This window comes from Bacillus sp. FJAT-45037 (assembly GCF_002797325.1).
In the GTDB taxonomy this organism is placed as follows: domain Bacteria; phylum Bacillota; class Bacilli; order Bacillales; family Bacillaceae_D; genus Alkalihalophilus.
The window spans coordinates 2686646-2705059 of sequence record NZ_KZ454938.1; the positions used below are offsets into that span (position 1 = coordinate 2686646).

Below are 18414 nucleotides of genomic sequence, written 5' to 3' on the forward strand. Positions count from 1 at the left end.
GAGCTTCCCCTTCTTTTATTTAGTAAAGAAATCTTTCATTTTTTCTACTACATACTTCTGCTGTTCTAACTTTAATTCTGGGAACATTGGTAAAGACAGTACCTCTTCGGCTGCTTTCTCAGTCTCGGGTAAGTCACCCTTTTTATATCCGTATTCTTCAAAAACAGGTTGAAGATGTAATGGTTTAGGATAATAAACCATCGAATCAATTCCATTTTCTTTCAAGAATGCTTGTAATTCTTCTCTTCTATCAGTCCGAATTGTGTACTGGTGAAATACATGGTAACGCTTGTCTAATTCGACCGGTGTTGTAATAACATCCCCGAGCTGCTCTTTAATCAATTGTGTGTAATTTGCTGCTTTCTCACGACGCAAAGAAGACCAACTATCTAAGTGCTTAAACTTAACATTTAAAACTGCTGCTTGTAGCTCATCGAGTCGGCTATTATAACCTAACACATGATGATAATACTTAGGCTTACTTCCATGAACACGCAATACACGAATCTTCTCGGCTACATCTTCAGAATTCGTAATCACCATGCCACCGTCGCCATAAGCACCTAGGTTTTTTGTTGGAAAGAAGCTAAAGCAAGCAGTATCGCCCAACTCCCCTACTTTCTTTCCATCATATGTAGCACCAATTGCTTGAGCTGCATCTTCTACAATTGCAACATTGTGTTGATCAGCGACTTCACGAATTTTATCCATTTCCGCTGCTTGTCCATAGAGGTGAACTGGAATGATTGCCTTTGTTTTTTCCGTCACTACAGCTTCAATCTTGTGTGCGTCGATGTTATAAGAAATCGGGTCTATATCAACAAAGACAGGCACTGCACCTAGACGTGCGATAGCTCCAACAGTTGCAAAGAATGTGAAAGAAGACGTGATAACCTCATCACCCTTACCGACCCCAACAGCTTGTAGTGAAAGTAATAATGCATCACTACCACTTGCAACCCCAATACCGTGATTGACATTGCTGTAAGATGCCACATCAGCCTCAAGTTGTTTAACATTGTCTCCTAAAATAAAACGTGATGATGACATCACTTCATCCATCGTTTTTATAATATCTTCTCGTAATACTTGATATTGTTCACTTAGATCTAACATCGGTACTCTCATTAATAATTCTCCTCCGTTTTTAAATCATACTTACGCATTTCTAGGTAAGTTCAATTAATCACATTGATTATTTTATCATAGCTTTCTCTAATCGAAATTAAATATTTATGACAAAGTGATTACCTACTCTAAAAAAAACCGTTCGCAGAAAAAGAACTGCCAACGGTTAACTACTTTTAGAACCCACTCTTCCAGCCACTCTTCGATAAATCGATAGTAAAGGCTTGTATCGTTCATTAATTAGACCAACCATCTCAGCAATAAGTTCAACCATTAATAGTAAGCCAATCAACAATAGGACTGTTCCCCATAATGTCGTGCGTGAAAACAATATGGCACTAAAACTAAAAACAATACCTAGTGCATAAATCATTAAGACCGTATTTTTATGCGAGAAACCTATCGCTAAAAGTCGGTGATGCAGATGTGATTTATCTGGTGATGAAATAGGTTTTTTATTAACTAATCGACGAATAATAGCATATGTTGTATCAAATATAGGCACACCAAGAATTAAGATTGGAACAACGAAACTAAACAATGTCACACTCTTATACAAGCCCAATAAAGACAAGATCGCAATTCCATACCCTAAAAACAACGCACCAGTGTCACCCATAAATATTTTCGCTGGATGGAAATTAAACCAAAGAAACCCTAGTGTACTCCCTAAAAAGATTAAAGCAATCAGTAAAATCATTTCTTTTCCAGCAATGCCAGCCAATACAGCAATCGTTGTAATGACGATAGCTGATACACCAGCAGCTAGTCCATCAAGACCATCAATTAAATTAATAGCATTAGTAATAGCTACAATCCAAAATATTGTAATAGGAATAGCCATAAGTCCAAATTCAACTTGACCGAAATAAGGAAGTGTAATGAATTCAATCTGGAGACCGCTCACTACTACTACTCCAGCCGCAGCAATTTGACCAAGTAACTTAACCTTTGCTGATAACTCTAATTTATCATCTAAAATTCCGATAAGAACTATAATTAATCCACCAACTGTGATCCCAGTAATTTGGTAGTTGTGTAATCCACCTACAAAGTAACCTACTACTACACCGATAAAGATCGCTAAGCCGCCGAGACGAGGCATGACTTTTTGATGTACCTTACGATAATTTGGCTTGTCAATCGCCCCAATTTTTACGGCAAACTTCATGACAAAAGGCGTAATAATAATTACGGTTATGAGAGATGCAATAAATGCGTATATTATTTGCATGTCCATTCTTATAACCCCTCAAAAAATATATTTTCATCCGCTTAATCGTACCATAAAATAGAGTAAAATCAATCATTATTTCCATAATCCCATTCTTTCATACATTATTCTACAAAGAAATTCGTTTAGTTTCTTCTATATTAATGTGTGCCTTATTCACTTTAGATATTAAGACAATGACTAGGGAAAAAATTCATAAAAAATAGAGCCCTTAATACAGGCTCTACTTTATCTATTGATTACTTCTTCGCTTCGTACAAAGATCTAATTTCACGTTTCATCTCTTCTAGCTGAGCTTCGATCTCTGGTAGGTCATTATACGCACCTGGATATAATGCATTACCAGAAGCCTTAATTTGAGAAGAACGGTTTTCTAATCGACTGAGTAAAGCAAAATTAGCCTCGACTTTACTTAATTCATTATTTTCTACTTGGATTTTCATGTCTTTCAATACTTTGTAACGAGTCATTTCCCAGATTACTGTTTCACGTGTAATTTTAGCAGGAACGATGAATTTTTCACCAAATAGTCTACGTTGGTCTGACCCTGTAACTTGGCCAATCGCACGTTCACCACGGAGGATATTACGCGAGTTTTCATTATATACAGCTACCATCTCATCAGTAATTCGACCAGATTGAATATGCTTAGCAAGCGCATCTTGTGAACTGAGTGCTCGTTCTCCCATGCGCACTCCGTCAAAGAAGCTCGCTGCTCTCACAACAAAGTTGCTTGCATCGTTCACTTGTGAAATTAGTGATCCTGTTGGTCCTGCACCTTGAGCTGTCTCAACAGCATACTTTGCTGCATTATATTCTCTCTCAAATTGAGGTGTAATTTGAAGTTGATTTGTTGAGCTAACCACGTAATAAGGACGTAAACTACGAGCGGTGATGCTAGCTTCAGCCACAAGACCATCAACTTTAACAGAGTTACGAGTAGTTTGATCTAATAATGAACGATTCCCAATATATCGTTGGCTCCAATATGATTCATTCAATGAGCTTACTGTAATACCTCTTGATGATGAAGCATGAATGAATTGATTATTCCCTAAGTAAATTCCTGCATGTGAAGCTCCTGGCTGATATGTAGTAAAGAAAACAAGATCACCTTTTTGTAAATTATTACGGCTAACTGGTTCTCCTGCTGCATAAATTTGAGCAGTTGTTCTTGGAATACTCACTCCGTTTTGTTCGAATACGTAACTGAGAAATCCAGAGCAATCAAATCCTCTTGTTGAACGTCCACCAAATACGTAAGGAGTCCCTATATGACTATGAGCATCTCTGATAATTTGATCTTGTAGTGTATTAGCTTGAGCAGTCGGATTAACTAAAATTTCTGTCGTAACTAATCCTGCTGTCGCAATTCCAAATGCTAAGATCCACGTCTTCCACTTCTTCATTTTGTAAATCCCCCTCATATACCCTCTATGTAAAGTAACTAAACTAGTATTTTTTAGTACATTACTGAGTATACTAGAATAAATGACCTATAAACATTAAAGGGAGATTAAAAAACGACTGATTTTGTTACACTCCTGTAACATTAGACATGTTTTTGTCGTAAAATAACATATTTCAGCATAAAAAGAAGATAGAGAGGTGGCTTTTGTCGCCTCTCTATCTTCTTTTTCGTTAATTACTCATCTTCTTCGGTGAATTTAGTTCCCTCTACTGTTTCTTCTGCAACTTCTTGGCTATTTTCTTCTGTGACTTTATCATCAGCTTGATCAAGTGTTCCTTCACTCTCTACGATTGCTTCTTCTTCAGACCCTTCCTGTATAGCCGATGAGTCCATATGTTCTTGTGAAGACGACTGCATTGTTATCAACCTATTACGAATGTCTTCCTCCCAGCTACTTAATTGCTGCTCGATCCCATTAAGTTGAGGATACATTCCTGGATGTAATCTATTCCCATCCTCTTTGATTCGATTTGCTCGATTTTGTATTCTATTTGATAAACTAAGCTCTCTTTCGACTTGATCAAATTGCCCATTTGCAAGGTACTCTTCGGCTCTATTATACAACTCATATAATGTCACCTCGAAGATCAAAGCTTCCCGTTTGATTTTCGCAGGAAGGACAAATGTATTACTTGCTAATGCACGGTTAGAAGAACCCGGTAAACGTCCAATTGAATTTTCGGCCCTTCTAATTTCACTTGATAAGTGATGGTACGCCGACACGGCACTATCCGTTAACTTGTCTGCTCTAATATGTGCTTCAACGTCTGCTGAAGCATGATTTACTCTTACTCCATTATTCCCCACATCAATTACATAAGCTGACCTTAAGACTTTTTCTTCTGCATAAGCTAATTGATCTAGCAACCAATTTTTCTGTCCACCATTAATCTTCTCTAGCGTTGTGTGTGTACGACTTATTTGACGTCTATTATGGTTGTATAAATCCATGAATTCTTTTGAGATAATAAAGTCACCAGCATCAGAAATTCGATAATACGGGTCTAAGCGATTAGCTAATAGTTGACTACTTTTCACTTGAGCTGTTGCAAATTCCGTTATGCGTGGAACAAATAACTTATGCCCCTCTTGCGCGATATATAGCCCCACTCTTTGATTTTGTTGCCAAATCCGATCATAAGCAGAGATTGGTAGATTCGTTTGCCCGACATATCTACCTAACTCTGGGGTCAAGGCTGGTCGATGCCATTTATCAACAAACCAGTCTGTCATTCCTCCACCAGAAGGGTTTGCACCCGAATAAATAAGGGTATAGCCAGTTAGGTTGCTCACACCTCTTGCATAGCTTAAATCTCGTTGATAACGCGCTCCAGATTGCTTGTAGTTCCAGAACAACACTTCTCCACTTGAATGATAGTTTATTGCCATCTCTGGGTCTATCTGGTGAGTGAAATTAACGAGTGCTTGAACTTCACGCGAAGAATGAGGTGCTGGTCCCTTATAGTTTTGATAATAAGGTCTGCCGGGATTCCCTCTTATATTAGCCCAGTTTGCATCATATTGACGGTTAAGGTCTACCCCTTTACCATTGGCTTTCCACCTTTTGAAATTCGGACTTCCATCATTCATAACAAGAAGAGAAGTATGCTGACTTGATGGGAGTGCTGATAAACCCCTCTGTTGAAGTTCAACACCATCTGGATTGAGCATCGGCACGAACCAGATAGTTGAATCATTAAGAATGTTTCTCGTACGATATGGGCCGAAATTCGAGTTAGTTTGATAGGCCTTGGCATATTGATCGATCATATGCATGCTCAAGTTTGTTGTCATCCATTCCCGAGCATGGTGAGAGCCTGTTATTAAAATATTAGAAGGTCCCTTACCTACCGATACTGCAAATATATCTCGACCATATTCACTTTTTCCGATTACTTTGTAAGAAACTAAGTCTGGATACTTGGCTGCGATTGCCAATATATCTCTTTCCATCATGGCGTATGTATACGTTTGCTTTGGATTTACAATAGAGGCATGAGTGTTATCTTGAAATCCAAATAAATAAAGTGAGCTGAGTAAAACTAATATTATTATTTTCCCTTTTATTTTAAAACTGTTCATTGCTTTATCCGCTCCTCTATTAGTCTATAGTTTAGATTTATCTATTATTCTACTAAATATCCGAACTAGATTGTCAGTTATATAACGTGTATCTACTAAATAAAGATATCCTAAATTCGAAGAAAAAAGACCCCTTATTAGAGGTCTTTCGTCTATTAACGATCACGATAATAATCAAGAATTCCAAGATAAATGGCTTCAGCCGCATCTCTTTGGAAACTAGCTTGTGTTAAACGTTGAGCTTCATTTTGATTTGTAACAAATCCTAACTCTACGAGAACACTTGGCATTCTTGTATGACGAATTACAGAGAAGTTGCCTTCCTTGGCACCGCGATCTCGTGTATTCAAGGCAGCAATTAATCTCTTCTGAATCTTTTCAGCAAGTTCCTTACTCTCTGCACTACTGTGGTTTGCATTCCAGTAAGTTTCAGTTCCATGAGCTGAGGAAGCTCCTGCAGCGTTGGCATGAATACTCACAAAGATCTCCGCCCCTGCATCATTAGCAATGCGTGAACGATCTGGTAATTCAATGAATGTATCGTTATTTCTAGTCATAACAACATTTGCACCAGCAGTCTTCAATCGTTGCTCGAGCAATAGTCCGACACTTAGTACAACATCCTTTTCACGGACACCGAATGCTACGGCACCAGGGTCTTTTCCCCCGTGTCCAGGATCAACAGCAATAGTTCTTCCAACTAAGGCTGCAGCTTCATTTGGAATTCCCTTCTTCACGTAACTAGAGTGTACGAAACCTAGCAAATCACCTACACGAATTAATGACCAATCACCAACCATTTGATAAATCTGAACGTACGTACCAATAGTTAAGCGACCTGTTTGATTAGATTGTGCCGTAGGCTTTGAGCGAACATTTAAAGAAGTCGCCGTAACCATCCCTACATCTGTCTGTTCACCAAAATTTATGAAGTTTGTATGAATATAAGCCGTAGAGTTATTATAATAAAACTCGGCCCAAGAACCTTCAATTGAAACAATTTCAACAGAGTCATGTTGACGAAGTTGACCCAATGTACTTGATGATGCATTAGGTTGGGTACGGACATTTAATACTGAAGCTGTAATCGTTCCGATCACCGCATTTGATTGACTGATTCCATCAATCGGTTCGCCATTTTTCACATTTTCATAGTTAGATCTTGTTGTTTGTTCAATAGATTGCAACTGCGAATTGATTGAAGCTGGAAGATTTTGATATCCACCTGCAGCCTTAATTTCTGATGCGCGGTTGTTCAACCTTGACAGCTTTGCAAGTTCACTTGCGGCTACGCTATGATTCCCATTTAGAAGAATCGTATGGATATCATTTAATAAACGATACTGAGATACCTCGTAAATCGTTCTTTCTTGTGCAATTTTTGCTGGTCTTATGTACTTACTGCCAACAATTTGTCTATTATTTGATCCATATACACGACCTACATGCATTTCTACTCTACGAATTTGACTTGTAAACTGATCATATAGGTCATTGACCTCGCTTATTTGACCTTTGTTAATTGCTTGATTGAATCGGTTTAATTCTTCTTGAAGACGATCACCTTGACGAATTGCATCGATAAGATGAGCCGCGTGAAAGCGAACATTATTCGCAGAATTCAAACGTTGTTGTAATGCAGTCTTATCTGACGAGTTATTTAATCGATTAATAGAGTTTTGCGCAGTATTAATTGAAGAAACTGCTCGATTATATTGTGTATTAAATGCAGTAGAGTAAGTCACCTGATTGGTGTTACTTAAGCTAAAGTAAGGCCACAATTTATTTGCCTCGGATTCTGCTGATTGTACCTGGCTTCTGACTTGAGTGACGGACACACTTGATGCCTCAACTGCTAATGTAGGTAGTAGCATACTTGCAATGAGTAGCATACACATACTTATTAGTGAGACTTTTGTTTTCCACACACTAAAAACTCCTCTCATTTTTAAAACTGTTAATCTTTTCTTATTATCGACTATTTTCGCAGATATTTCATCATTCTTTCTACTCATTACTACATATTTTTTATATTTTTTTACCAATTAACCCAAAAAAACCACGAAAACTAGCACTTGTAGCTAGTTTTCGTGGTTTCGATTCTTTTAAGATTAACTCAAAGTTGTATATGTGAAAGGTTCTAAAGTAGTTGCATCTTTTTTAAGATAATCTTTAGCTAGTTCATACGGAATTAGATTAAATTGATCATCGCTCTCAGAAATCATATATACACCTTTTAAAGTATCAAGATCAACCTCGGCATAGGCTAGAAAACCTGGATAGAATAGGTTATTACTCGATTCAAATATTGCCTTTACAAGTACCTCACCATCACTATCTTCATTTAGTTCCATTTTCTCAAAAACTTTTATAGCCCAAGCTTTACTTTTATATTCACCAATAATCTTCTTAGAAAAATTAACATTCTCCATGTTTTTTAGTTACCTCCAAAGAAATTCGACATTTTCTATATTTTATTATAACAGACGACACAAAGGTACTTCTAGGGAAACAAGTATCATTTTTCATTAATTTGATATATGGCTAGGTATTCCTAATAATGTTATAATCACACTGAGTTTGAAATGCTTGCTTTTAGATGTAAGGAGAGATTTATCATGATAATTGGCATTAAGAGAATTGTCCAGAATTTCCAAAATAGAGATTTAAAGAAATATATTAGTAAAGTGACTGACATTAATGACTTAGAGCCAAAGATGGAAGACCTTTCTGATGAACAATTAAAAGAAAAAACTACCATTTTTAAAAAAGCGATCCAAGATGGACAGACTATTCATGACCTACAAGTTGAAGCTTTTGCCGTAGTTAGAGAAGCTTCAAAACGTGTTTTAGGTTTAAGGCACTACGACGTACAGTTAATAGGTGGACTAGCATTAACAGATGGAAACATCTCTGAAATGTCTACTGGAGAAGGGAAAACTTTAGTAGCATCACTTCCAAGCTATCTTATCGCTCTAGAGGGAAAAGGTGTTCATGTTATTACAGTAAATGAATACCTTGCCAATCGTGACCGTGAACTAATTGGAAAATTACATGAATTTTTAGGGTTAACCGTTGGATTGAACATTCCTCAATTGTCTAGCGCAGAAAAAAAAGAAGCCTATAATGCTGATATTACATATGGTGTTGGGAATGAGTTTGGATTTGATTACCTTAGAGATAATATGTCTTCAAAAAAAGAAGATCAAGTACAACGTCCTTTTCATTATGCTTTAATTGATGAGGTTGACAGCGTATTAATTGACGAGGCTAAAACACCACTTATTATTGCGGGGAAAACCTCCGTTACACCTAATCTTTATCGGGTATGTGCTAAAGTTGCTAGCTCACTCAAGGAAAATACCGATTATATTTATGATAAATTCACGAAAGCAACGAATTTAACTGATGATGGTATTACAACTATTGAACGTACTTTCGGGATTGATAACCTCTATGATATTGACCATCAAACGTTGTATCATTTTGTTCTCCAAGCGTTACGAGCGAAAGTTATGTTTTCAAAAGACGTAGATTATATTGTTTCTGACGGCGAAATTAAGTTAGTGGATATGTTCACAGGACGCATTATGGATGGACGTACTTTCAGTGATGGGCTCCATCAAGCATTAGAAGCTAAAGAGAACCTCGGTATCACAGAAGAAAATAAAACCCAAGCCATGATTACTATTCAAAACTACTATCGAATGTACCCAACATTAGCTGGAATGACTGGAACGGCTAAGACCGAAGAGAAGGAATTCCAATCTCTTTATGGCATGAATGTCATAGCCATTCCTACAAATCGTGAGCCGTTAAGAATTGATCGTGATCCTTCACTATACTTGACCAAAGAACAAAAATATCAAGCGGTAACTACTGAAGTCAAAAAGCGACATCAAAAAGGGCAGCCTATTCTAATCGGTACTTCATCTATTATCCAATCTGAAGCTATGGCTAGATGTCTTGAAGAGGAAAATGTCCCATTCCAATTATTAAACGCTAAAAGCCTTGAAAAAGAGGTGAAATTAATCTCTCTTGCTGGTCAAAAAGATCAAGTGACAATTGCTACAAATATGGCCGGTAGAGGAACGGACATCATCTTGGGTGAAGGAGTAGCTGAGCTCGGAGGTTTATACGTTATTGGTACTGAACGTCATGAAAGCCGACGAATCGATAACCAATTAAAAGGGAGATCTGGTAGACAAGGAGACCCTGGTGAAACAAAAATGTTTACTTCATTAGAAGATGATATTATCCAACGTTTCGCTAGCGAGGAAGTTGAAGTCTTACAGCCGAAGTTAGTAGCCGACTCTACTGGTATGATTACAGCAAAGGAAGCTTATACATTAGTTAATAAAGCCCAAGTTATGTGTGAAAATCAAAGCTATTCTATTAGAGAGTATACACTCAAGTTAGATGACATCGTTAATGAGCAACGTACAACTGTGTATACACTACGTAACAATGTTCTTCAATCAAAGGACTTGTTAAAAACTACTACCGCCATGATTAAATCAAGTTATACCTACTTTATTGATCAATATTGCTCTGATCATCTTCTACCAGAAGAATGGGCACTTGATGAATTAGAAAGTAAATTAAAGCTTTTAAATATTGATGTGGAACTAGTGGCTATCGAGGATATAGATCGTGAAGAGATAGATTCTCGTATTCATCAAGCAGCTTCTGATTATATCGCCCGCTTACATGATTCCATCGGGGACGAAAGTTTAGATTCTACATTTAAAAATATTCTAAGAATGTCTATCGACTTTCACTGGTTACAGCATATTGAAGAAATGAATAGGCTCAAAGAAGGGATAAGTTTAAGAAGCTACAGTCAAGAAGACCCTATACGCATTTTCCAGCGAGAAGGCTTCCACTTATTCGAACAAATGTATCGTAATATTGAATTAGATGTCAGTATCTATGTGGCGAAAGCCTTTAATGATATTGAGCACAGCAAGACTATGTAACCACTAAAAGGGGTAAATAAACATGATACCATTCTTCAAAAAAAAGAATCAACAAAAGCCAGAAATCCAAGGGATAGAAAGCTATATGACGGCTGATGTAACAACAAAAGCTGTAGAAGCTGACATTACCACTACACTCTCTATCTCCCCCTCATGGCAACTAGCTAAAGAGGATATGTATGTTTATCAATTTCTGAATCAGGAGTGTGCCCCACTCAAAAGTAATCAACTTTCATTGTCTGGTATTAACCTTGAGCGTTCAGAGCAAGGGTATACAGTCACAGCATTTATCCGTAATAGTTTAGATAGATCGATCAAATTAAATAAAACAACATTGGTTCTATTAAACCCTGAAAACCAAACATTAGCTAAGAAAGAATTTCCACTAGAAAAAGTTGGGGAAATTCCTGCTCGAAGTAGTCGTCCTTGGATATTCTTTTTTGAGTCGGATCTAGCTTTAGAACGATCTCTTCCTGAAAAAGATTGGAAACTAGCATTTGCGTTAAAACCTAATAGAACAAAACATGCCCTAGAACTTTCAGAGAGTTGGGAAGCCTCTCTATCTAATCAAGAAAAGGAAAGCTTAGCTACATTCATTCAAACATTAGAACCTTTAAAGTCTGGCGAAGTTAATTTCACAGGCTTGCAAGCGAAAAAGCAAGAACAAGGTAATCTCGTTATTACGGCTTTAGTAAGAAACGGCAGTAACAAGAAGATCAACCTAGAACAATTGCCTCTTGTCCTTGAAGATGCAAGCGGTGAGATCGTAGCTAAAGGGACATTCAAGCTTGGCGACTTTTATGTAAATCCTAATACAAGTAAACCATGGAGCTTTATTTATCCATCCCATATGCAAACGAAAGAAAATATTGACCTTACAAAATGGAAAATATATCCACCAGCAACTAAATAATTTTTCGAAAAAAAGAGCTCGACAAACAGATTTTGTCGAGCTTTTCTTCAATAAACAACAAAGACAGGAGATGATGATAATGAAAATTAGGATGGGTTTTATGATGCTTTTAATGGTGATATCTTTCACTTTTTATGTTCCAACAACAAGCCACGCTTCATCATTTCCTTCTATTGAACAATTCACCGATGAGGAGCAGCTAATCATTGTGTCTTCTTCACATCGCTCGAATCATCAGGCTACACTCTATACGTATGAAAAGAGAAATGGTCGTTGGGTTGAGGCCCATAGACCGATGGCTGCTGTGCTTGGCCCGAACGGGATGAATCTAGATAAACGAGAAGGAGATGGAACGACTCCAATGGGGGTTTATTCCATAGGTTATGGATTTGGAACAGCTGTGAAACCCTCATCGAGTACGTTCCCTTATAAGCGGGCAGGTCAACACGATTATTGGGTTGATGATGTTACTTCCCCTGACTATAACAAATGGATATCTTTTTCCGGAAATCCGTCAAGTAGATGGAAAAGTTTCGAACGAATGAATCATCCTCTATATAAGTATGGTACAACGATTAATTATAATACAGACCCTATCGTTGCGGGAAAGGGAAGTGCGATCTTCTTACATGTTTGGCGAGGTTCAACAAGCCCGACTGCCGGGTGTGTGGCGGTATCAGAAACGAACATGGTTACTTTATTAAATTGGCTCAAACAAGACAAGTCTCCACATATTGTTATTGGAGTAGATAATAATATTAATAACTTAATTACCACACACCTTGAAGATAAAGCTCAGTCTCATGTGATCGATGCTCAACTTGCTGCAAGGAACTTACAACCGTTCTACACATTAGCACAGCCAAACGATGCACTAACTACCCCTAAATTTCTAAATGAGTATCATGGCGTGCAACGACATATAGCAGATGCGACTAAACGTATTGATTCACTACACCCTTCATCAAAGAAACAATGGTTACAGCAACAACTAGAACATGCAGACACACTCCGTTTACGAGCGGCTCGAGTTATTGATGTATCTAAGACCGGTCAGGATCTTGAAAAAGCCGTTCAATCACTTAAACCATTTATTGATCTAGATCGATTAGATGAAGAGGCCGTTGCAGCGTATCACTTTTTATCGAGTGAGATTCGTCGAACAGAAAGAGCCGTAGGACGAATTGTTGGTTCTGAAAATCGCCGTCTCGCTTCAGAACAATTTGTATTACCTGCAAAAATCCAGCGTGAATCGCTGATTTGGGAAGTCACGATCTACGAGGAATTAAGAAAGCTAGAAAGTCGAGTAAATGCTAATCCAACTGGAGACTTTGACGCAACCTTTGAATTAATAGAACGACTTAAGAACAGAAGTATTCGAATTAAAGTAGCTGGCGAAGCCCTTCACCCTGGACAATACCCAGTACTACCCAAGATCAATCAGTCCCTACTAGATTGGGAACAATCCTTACTTGAACGCATTAGTCATTAAAATAAAGAAACCGAACTCTTACTATACTAAGAGTTCGGTTTCTTATTGTTAACCAATAATGTATCTAACAACGCCTCTTGTGTTTAATATGTAAGAGCCATCTTCTAATTTCAGTTGTAACCGATCAATATCTGAAATACGGTAGACTTCCCCTTGCTTGACTGTACGCTTGAAAGTTCCATCTGGATGATACAAAGTAGTGTCTTCAAGAATTGTTGCATAACCTTTAAAGAACTCTACTTTACTTGGATCATTCTTTACGTAATTATTACCGCCTACATGATAATAATCTTGAGTGTAGGAGAATGTTCGTAGAGCTTCTTCTTGATTTGCTGTTCTAAATTTAGTCATCTCTCCGTTCGAATTCTTTTCATAAATAATCGTTTCTTCTTTAATAAACAATCTCCCAATCATGACAGATAACTTTCTTGGTTCATTCTTTATATAATCATTTCCTCCAATGTGATAATAATAACCATCTACACCAAACGTACGAATGCCCTCACCTTGATCAAATGTTCTAATTTCCACAAATGTCCCATCATCCTGTTTTCTAAGCATAGGTACATCATCCGTTAGAATTGCTGTTCTTGCGATATTTGCTCGATGGTTAGTCGGTAGCGGTGTATTAGGTATTGATAGTTGTTGCTGTTGATCTTGTAAATTTGATGACGCGGTATACCCGTGATACTGACCGCCTTTCACCTCATAAAATACATAATGATTTGCATGGTCGTCCTCTATATCTACTTCATGTGGTCCACTAACAATCTCAAGTGTGGTATAAGGCTCTATAAGACCTAAGTGATTGTGTCTTGTTGAAGGCCCTTGTCTTAGCGTTGCAGGAAAGGCTCGAGTCGTCACTTGATCGCCTGGTTGGAACATCTGTGTAGAATAAGTAATGGCTTGTGGCCAGACATAGTTATCTCTCGTCCCATTAAATGTTAACATCCCGTTGTTATAGTTCGTCTCAAATTCAGTCACTTTATATGGAGAAATTAAACTGTTATTGCTAATCACATCGTATACTCTTGTTTGATATGGTATTGTCGGACTGCGCTCGAGATCATTTACAAACGACAAGCCATTGTAAGCCATAATGGCAAAATACCAGTGTTCTAGTTTACGTGGGTCTTTATCATTTACGGATGGTAGGAAGCCCCACTGCCATCTTTCCTTTAACCATTGTGCACCGATCTCAATATTGTATCTTGTATCATATTTAATTCGGTCGAGATCCCACCCTCTTCTATCTAACTCTTCTTGCGGAATGGTAATTTGCATCATACCAATTCCACCATCGGGAGCAATTGCTGGCTCACCATCATTGAATTGATTCATCGCGTTCTCATTATAAGCAATTGCTTTTAGAATCTCTGGTGGAATCCCGTGTTCAATCGCTACCTCTGTTAACATTTCCTTCTTTTCTTTATATGTCAGTTCTTGACCTGTTGGGGATTGAGCGCCAACTGTCGGTAGGGCTAACAACCCAACTACCATTAAGCATAAAATCATAGATAATAAAACTCTTCTAAACATAAATACCGCCTCCACAAGTTTTAAAGCTACTATATTACTAGATTAACACAGGTGCCCTACCAAATAAAACCATCTATTGAGTCACTGTAGTATCCTTCACATAAAAGGATTCCTCTTGAAGTTGCATAGAATAATAGACTGATAAAACGATTGTGCAACTATAAAACAACACCCCACTAACAATCGATATTTCCTATCCGACCTTCGAACGACAAATGCAGCTTACATCCTATTGTATTGTCTAGCTGTCGTATCAAGCTTTCCATCAATTTCCGCAGTTATTCCATCCGACTTATATGCTACAGGGTGCAATACATGGATTCCCAAATCAGCTTTCTTCTTAATAGCATAATAAAAGATTTCTCACTCAAATTAACGCCCTAAAAAATATTCTTGAGCTAAAAAGTTAATATTTAACACAAGAGGTAAATTATCCAATAATAGAAAAAAACTATTGCCTTTAGCAATAGCCTCGATCATCAACCTACTCCTACTCCACCTTTTGCATGGAAATAGCCGCCGGTTGGTCGCTTCGAACATCTAGAATGACATTATATCGAGTAGACTTAGTAGGGTGAAAACTGGATAGTTCATCTACCCGGACGGATACTCTAGCGTGTTGGGCTTCTCTGGATCTCAGTTCTCCTGAATAATTTGCCATCCTTTGACGCTCAGGGTCAACGTGCATTCTGACAAACTCTCTTGCTAACAATTCCAGGTGTTCATCTGAGTTATGAGGAATAACATTGATCGGGAAAGTCGTTTCGGTATGTGTAGTCTCTTCTTCTGCATAACTTTCATTGTAAAAGGATGGTCCTTCTAAATTTAAATATAACTTGACTGCAACATTCTCGCTTACTTCAATGTCTAAAAATGTATTTTTATTTAGACTCGTAATAGTCACAGCGTCATCTATCAGCTTATCCCCTACAAGATGTTGGAACCAGTCTGTTTGAAGTATTTCGGTGGATGCTTTAAACGATATCGCAAACAAGTCGCCGGTTTGAGGGAAAAAGGAAAAGCGGATGTCTTCATAAAAATAATCATAGGTATGTAGTTCTTCACCTTCTATATAAACCTCACTATCAGGAATACCTAAATACATTTGTATCGATTCGCGATCCATTGAAAAATCGAATTCAAAGCTCCCATATCCTATTTTGAAGTCATTTGATTTCTCCATTACTTTTATTTTATTTTTCATGACCTCAGGTGCCGGTGAAGGCTCTTTTGCTGGTGTTATTTTCTCGGTTTCTTCCACTTCCTTTTTCTGCAGCTCTTCTATCGGTTCCTCTATTTCATCGACCTCTTCACTCACTAACTCCTCCACTTCATCTACTTCTGCTGCTACTTGGTGAGGTGGGTTGGAATTGACAACTATTTCTTTATACAACTTCGGCACTAACCAGATATTAAAAGCTATTAATCCTATAAGTACTATAATCTTCATTTTTATCTTCACAGAAAGCACCCCTAAAATGATTGATTCTCTATTATCATACACGTTTGTAACCTATGGTCCAATTCAAAGTTTATGAATACAGAAATTCAATGGTGTTTGTTTGGACCTCTATAAGTGATGCCCAGGCCTGTTTTGTTGAATTGTTGGTTGATGTGGTACTCGGTGAATAGGAAAAGAGAGTTACCGTAACTTCATGCGATAACTCTCTTTTTTAGTGTCCATTCCAAGTAGATAATTCATTCAAAATGTCCATATATGGTGCCTAGCACCATATCCCGGCACCTCATCTACCAGCTTTCCCTTTCATAAATCGTAACACAGCGATATCTATTTTGTTATCCTCTCGATATTTGTCATCGAAGTTTTCCTGTAAGTGGAAGGTTTTTAATGCTTCCTTTAATGCAATTGGGTTATCTGTCGTCTCGAGCAATCCTAGTTTATGTAGGGCTTCTTCCACTTCAACGATGATTTTTCCTTCGATATCTACCAGTGCAGAGGCATCCGTTTTCGCTAAATAAAGCATATGTAAGTCGTAAAGTCTTTTCAGCTCCTCAATCGGTTCTGGATGATCAATTGTCGATCATTAAATCCACCATAACTGCCCTTTTCCTTCACCACATAAAGGGCTGCAGATTGTCGTAACTCTCTGCCTTCGTCATTTTCTAAAAGAATTTCCACTACCTTTTCCAGCTCATAACCTTCCTCTAGTAGCTGTAATCCCCTTGGACTAAAGCTCGTATTCGCCCATGACTGCGTGGCAATTGCCCCAACATTTGCCTTAGCCCATGGGACAACAGCACCTACAGCTAAAAACTTCGACTGAACGGCAATACCTAATTCTCCTGTTTCAGGGTCACAGACCACAATGGAATAGGTAGCCACAAGATTATCTTCCATCATTTCTGGTTTATTCATCGTAACAACTCCTCGTTATATTTATATTGGTGCCTGTCCCCCGTTCAAGTACAGCATTAGTGCAGTGGGGGTCTGACGCAAAAAAATTCTTTGAAAAATTACCACATATCCCCAATATGCTGTCTATAGACGGTCGTCACTTTCCTCTCTCACTTTGATAATAGATTTAAAAAGGAGAATGATCTTCTTGAGTGATCTAGATATCAATGAGATGAACCGGTTGATTGGCACGTCTCTACGTAATTTGCGAATAGTGCAGGACAAGACGATTGAGGATGTAGCCGACTTGGGTAACCTTAATACAAAATACGTCGGAGAAGTTGAACGTGGGGAACATAATATCTCCGTGACCACACTTCTTAAGTTCCAATATGCGCTTAAAATAAAGCAGTCGAATCCGATACTAACAGAAGCATGGATGTTGATCACTGCTGAACTAAAGAAATATGACCCCGACGAAGAAGACTGACCGCTATCCTTCCTACTCAAAAGATAACCCACGATAGATCCTCCTGACACACATCCCCCGATAAAGGAGCCTTTAATTATGCACAGACAGATTCTTGAAACGTACGAAATTTCCACGCACACGATCGCCATCATGCCCGCTTATGACATCGAATGTGAAACGCTCGTTCTCGAGGGTCATCAAACTCTCTATGTGAAAGAGACGGCGATCCAGATGATCAAGCGCGCATGTATTGAAGGCGGTGCGACCTATGACGGGCGGAGGCAAGCCGTGAGTGAGCTGACACGGGCGCAAAACAAAATCCCGATCCCGATTAACACAACTAGTCAAATCTATGCCTTCCCCACTCACTCCCCGACCCATCTCGAATGCGTCTGGCTTTTCTATCACCATATCAAATCATTTCATCCACATCCATTCGAGCCTGCCAAAACGATCGTACAACTTTACAATAACAACCCACTAACGATTGATATCTCCTACCCAAGCTTCGAACGACAAATGCAGCGGACATCCTACTGTATGGTGAAGCTATCGTATCAAGCTTCCTATCATACGCCGCAGCTATTCCACCCGAATTATAAGCTACACGGAGCTATACATACCTTTCCAAATGGCCTGGTAAATCAGATCCCATCATGACAGTGTTATGCTAATCTACCCTCATAAGTTAACGTACTAAGGTGGAAGGACGAAAAGTATGCATAAAAGTTCTGCACAAGTCATTGCA

15 protein-coding genes are annotated in these 18414 nt (G+C 38.2%); 5 read left to right on the forward strand and 10 right to left on the reverse strand.

The window, feature by feature from the left end:
• Positions 1-15: 15 nt before the first annotated feature.
• The 6 genes from CDZ88_RS13685 to CDZ88_RS13710 form a co-directional block, all read right to left on the reverse strand.
• Positions 16-1128, reverse strand: coding sequence for a DegT/DnrJ/EryC1/StrS family aminotransferase (locus CDZ88_RS13685; RefSeq protein WP_100374080.1), 1113 nt, complete (start codon positions 1126-1128; stop codon positions 16-18).
• 166 nt (positions 1129-1294) lie between these two features.
• The gene (locus tag CDZ88_RS13690; protein WP_100374081.1) at positions 1295-2368 is read right to left on the reverse strand and encodes a glycosyltransferase family 4 protein; all 1074 of its coding nucleotides are present in this window, start codon (positions 2366-2368) and stop codon (positions 1295-1297) included.
• 233 nt (positions 2369-2601) lie between these two features.
• Positions 2602-3771, reverse strand: coding sequence for an NlpC/P60 family protein (locus tag CDZ88_RS13695; RefSeq protein WP_232718645.1), 1170 nt, complete (start codon positions 3769-3771; stop codon positions 2602-2604).
• A gap of 236 nt (positions 3772-4007) precedes the next feature.
• Positions 4008-5915: a M14 family zinc carboxypeptidase gene (locus CDZ88_RS13700; RefSeq protein WP_100374083.1), complete on the reverse strand. Its 1908-nt coding sequence runs from the start codon at positions 5913-5915 to the stop codon at positions 4008-4010.
• Positions 5916-6070: 155 nt separating this feature from the next.
• On the reverse strand, positions 6071-7843 hold the full coding sequence (locus CDZ88_RS13705) for an N-acetylmuramoyl-L-alanine amidase (RefSeq protein ID WP_198507864.1): 1773 nt from the start codon (positions 7841-7843) through the stop codon (positions 6071-6073).
• A gap of 183 nt (positions 7844-8026) precedes the next feature.
• Entirely contained in the window at positions 8027-8347 is a 321-nt protein-coding gene (locus CDZ88_RS13710; RefSeq protein WP_100374085.1) for a hypothetical protein, read from the reverse strand.
• 186 nt (positions 8348-8533) lie between these two features.
• Between CDZ88_RS13710 and secA2 the strand changes: the two genes are divergently transcribed.
• From secA2 to CDZ88_RS13725, 3 genes are all read left to right on the forward strand, one after another.
• Entirely contained in the window at positions 8534-10894 is a 2361-nt protein-coding gene (gene secA2 / locus CDZ88_RS13715; RefSeq protein WP_100374086.1) for an accessory Sec system translocase SecA2, read from the forward strand.
• 22 nt (positions 10895-10916) lie between these two features.
• Entirely contained in the window at positions 10917-11807 is an 891-nt protein-coding gene (locus tag CDZ88_RS13720) for an accessory Sec system S-layer assembly protein (protein ID WP_100374087.1), read from the forward strand.
• Between the two features lie 79 nt (positions 11808-11886).
• Positions 11887-13299: a L,D-transpeptidase family protein gene (locus tag CDZ88_RS13725; RefSeq protein WP_198507865.1), complete on the forward strand. Its 1413-nt coding sequence runs from the start codon at positions 11887-11889 to the stop codon at positions 13297-13299.
• 48 nt (positions 13300-13347) lie between these two features.
• On the opposite strand, the gene CDZ88_RS13730 is transcribed toward CDZ88_RS13725, so the two are convergent.
• From CDZ88_RS13730 to CDZ88_RS17905, 4 genes are all read right to left on the reverse strand, one after another.
• Positions 13348-14838 carry a transglycosylase SLT domain-containing protein gene (locus CDZ88_RS13730; RefSeq protein WP_100374088.1) on the reverse strand — a complete coding sequence of 497 codons (1491 nt, stop codon included), beginning with the start codon at positions 14836-14838 and terminating at the stop codon, positions 13348-13350.
• A gap of 490 nt (positions 14839-15328) precedes the next feature.
• A complete protein-coding gene (locus CDZ88_RS13735; RefSeq protein ID WP_100374089.1) occupies positions 15329-16300 on the reverse strand; it encodes a hypothetical protein in 972 nt (323 codons plus the stop codon).
• Positions 16301-16583: 283 nt separating this feature from the next.
• Positions 16584-16823 carry a putative peptidoglycan binding domain-containing protein gene (locus CDZ88_RS17900; protein ID WP_332849225.1) on the reverse strand — a complete coding sequence of 80 codons (240 nt, stop codon included), beginning with the start codon at positions 16821-16823 and terminating at the stop codon, positions 16584-16586.
• Positions 16824-16843: 20 nt separating this feature from the next.
• Complete coding sequence (locus tag CDZ88_RS17905) at positions 16844-17215, reverse strand: DUF1028 domain-containing protein (RefSeq protein WP_332849226.1); 372 nt, start codon at positions 17213-17215, stop codon at positions 16844-16846.
• Between the two features lie 187 nt (positions 17216-17402).
• Between CDZ88_RS17905 and CDZ88_RS13745 the strand changes: the two genes are divergently transcribed.
• Positions 17403-17684, forward strand: coding sequence for a helix-turn-helix domain-containing protein (locus CDZ88_RS13745; protein ID WP_100374090.1), 282 nt, complete (start codon positions 17403-17405; stop codon positions 17682-17684).
• 78 nt (positions 17685-17762) lie between these two features.
• Positions 17763-18326, forward strand: coding sequence for a competence protein ComK (locus tag CDZ88_RS13750; RefSeq protein ID WP_100374091.1), 564 nt, complete (start codon positions 17763-17765; stop codon positions 18324-18326).
• Positions 18327-18414 lie beyond the last annotated feature (88 nt).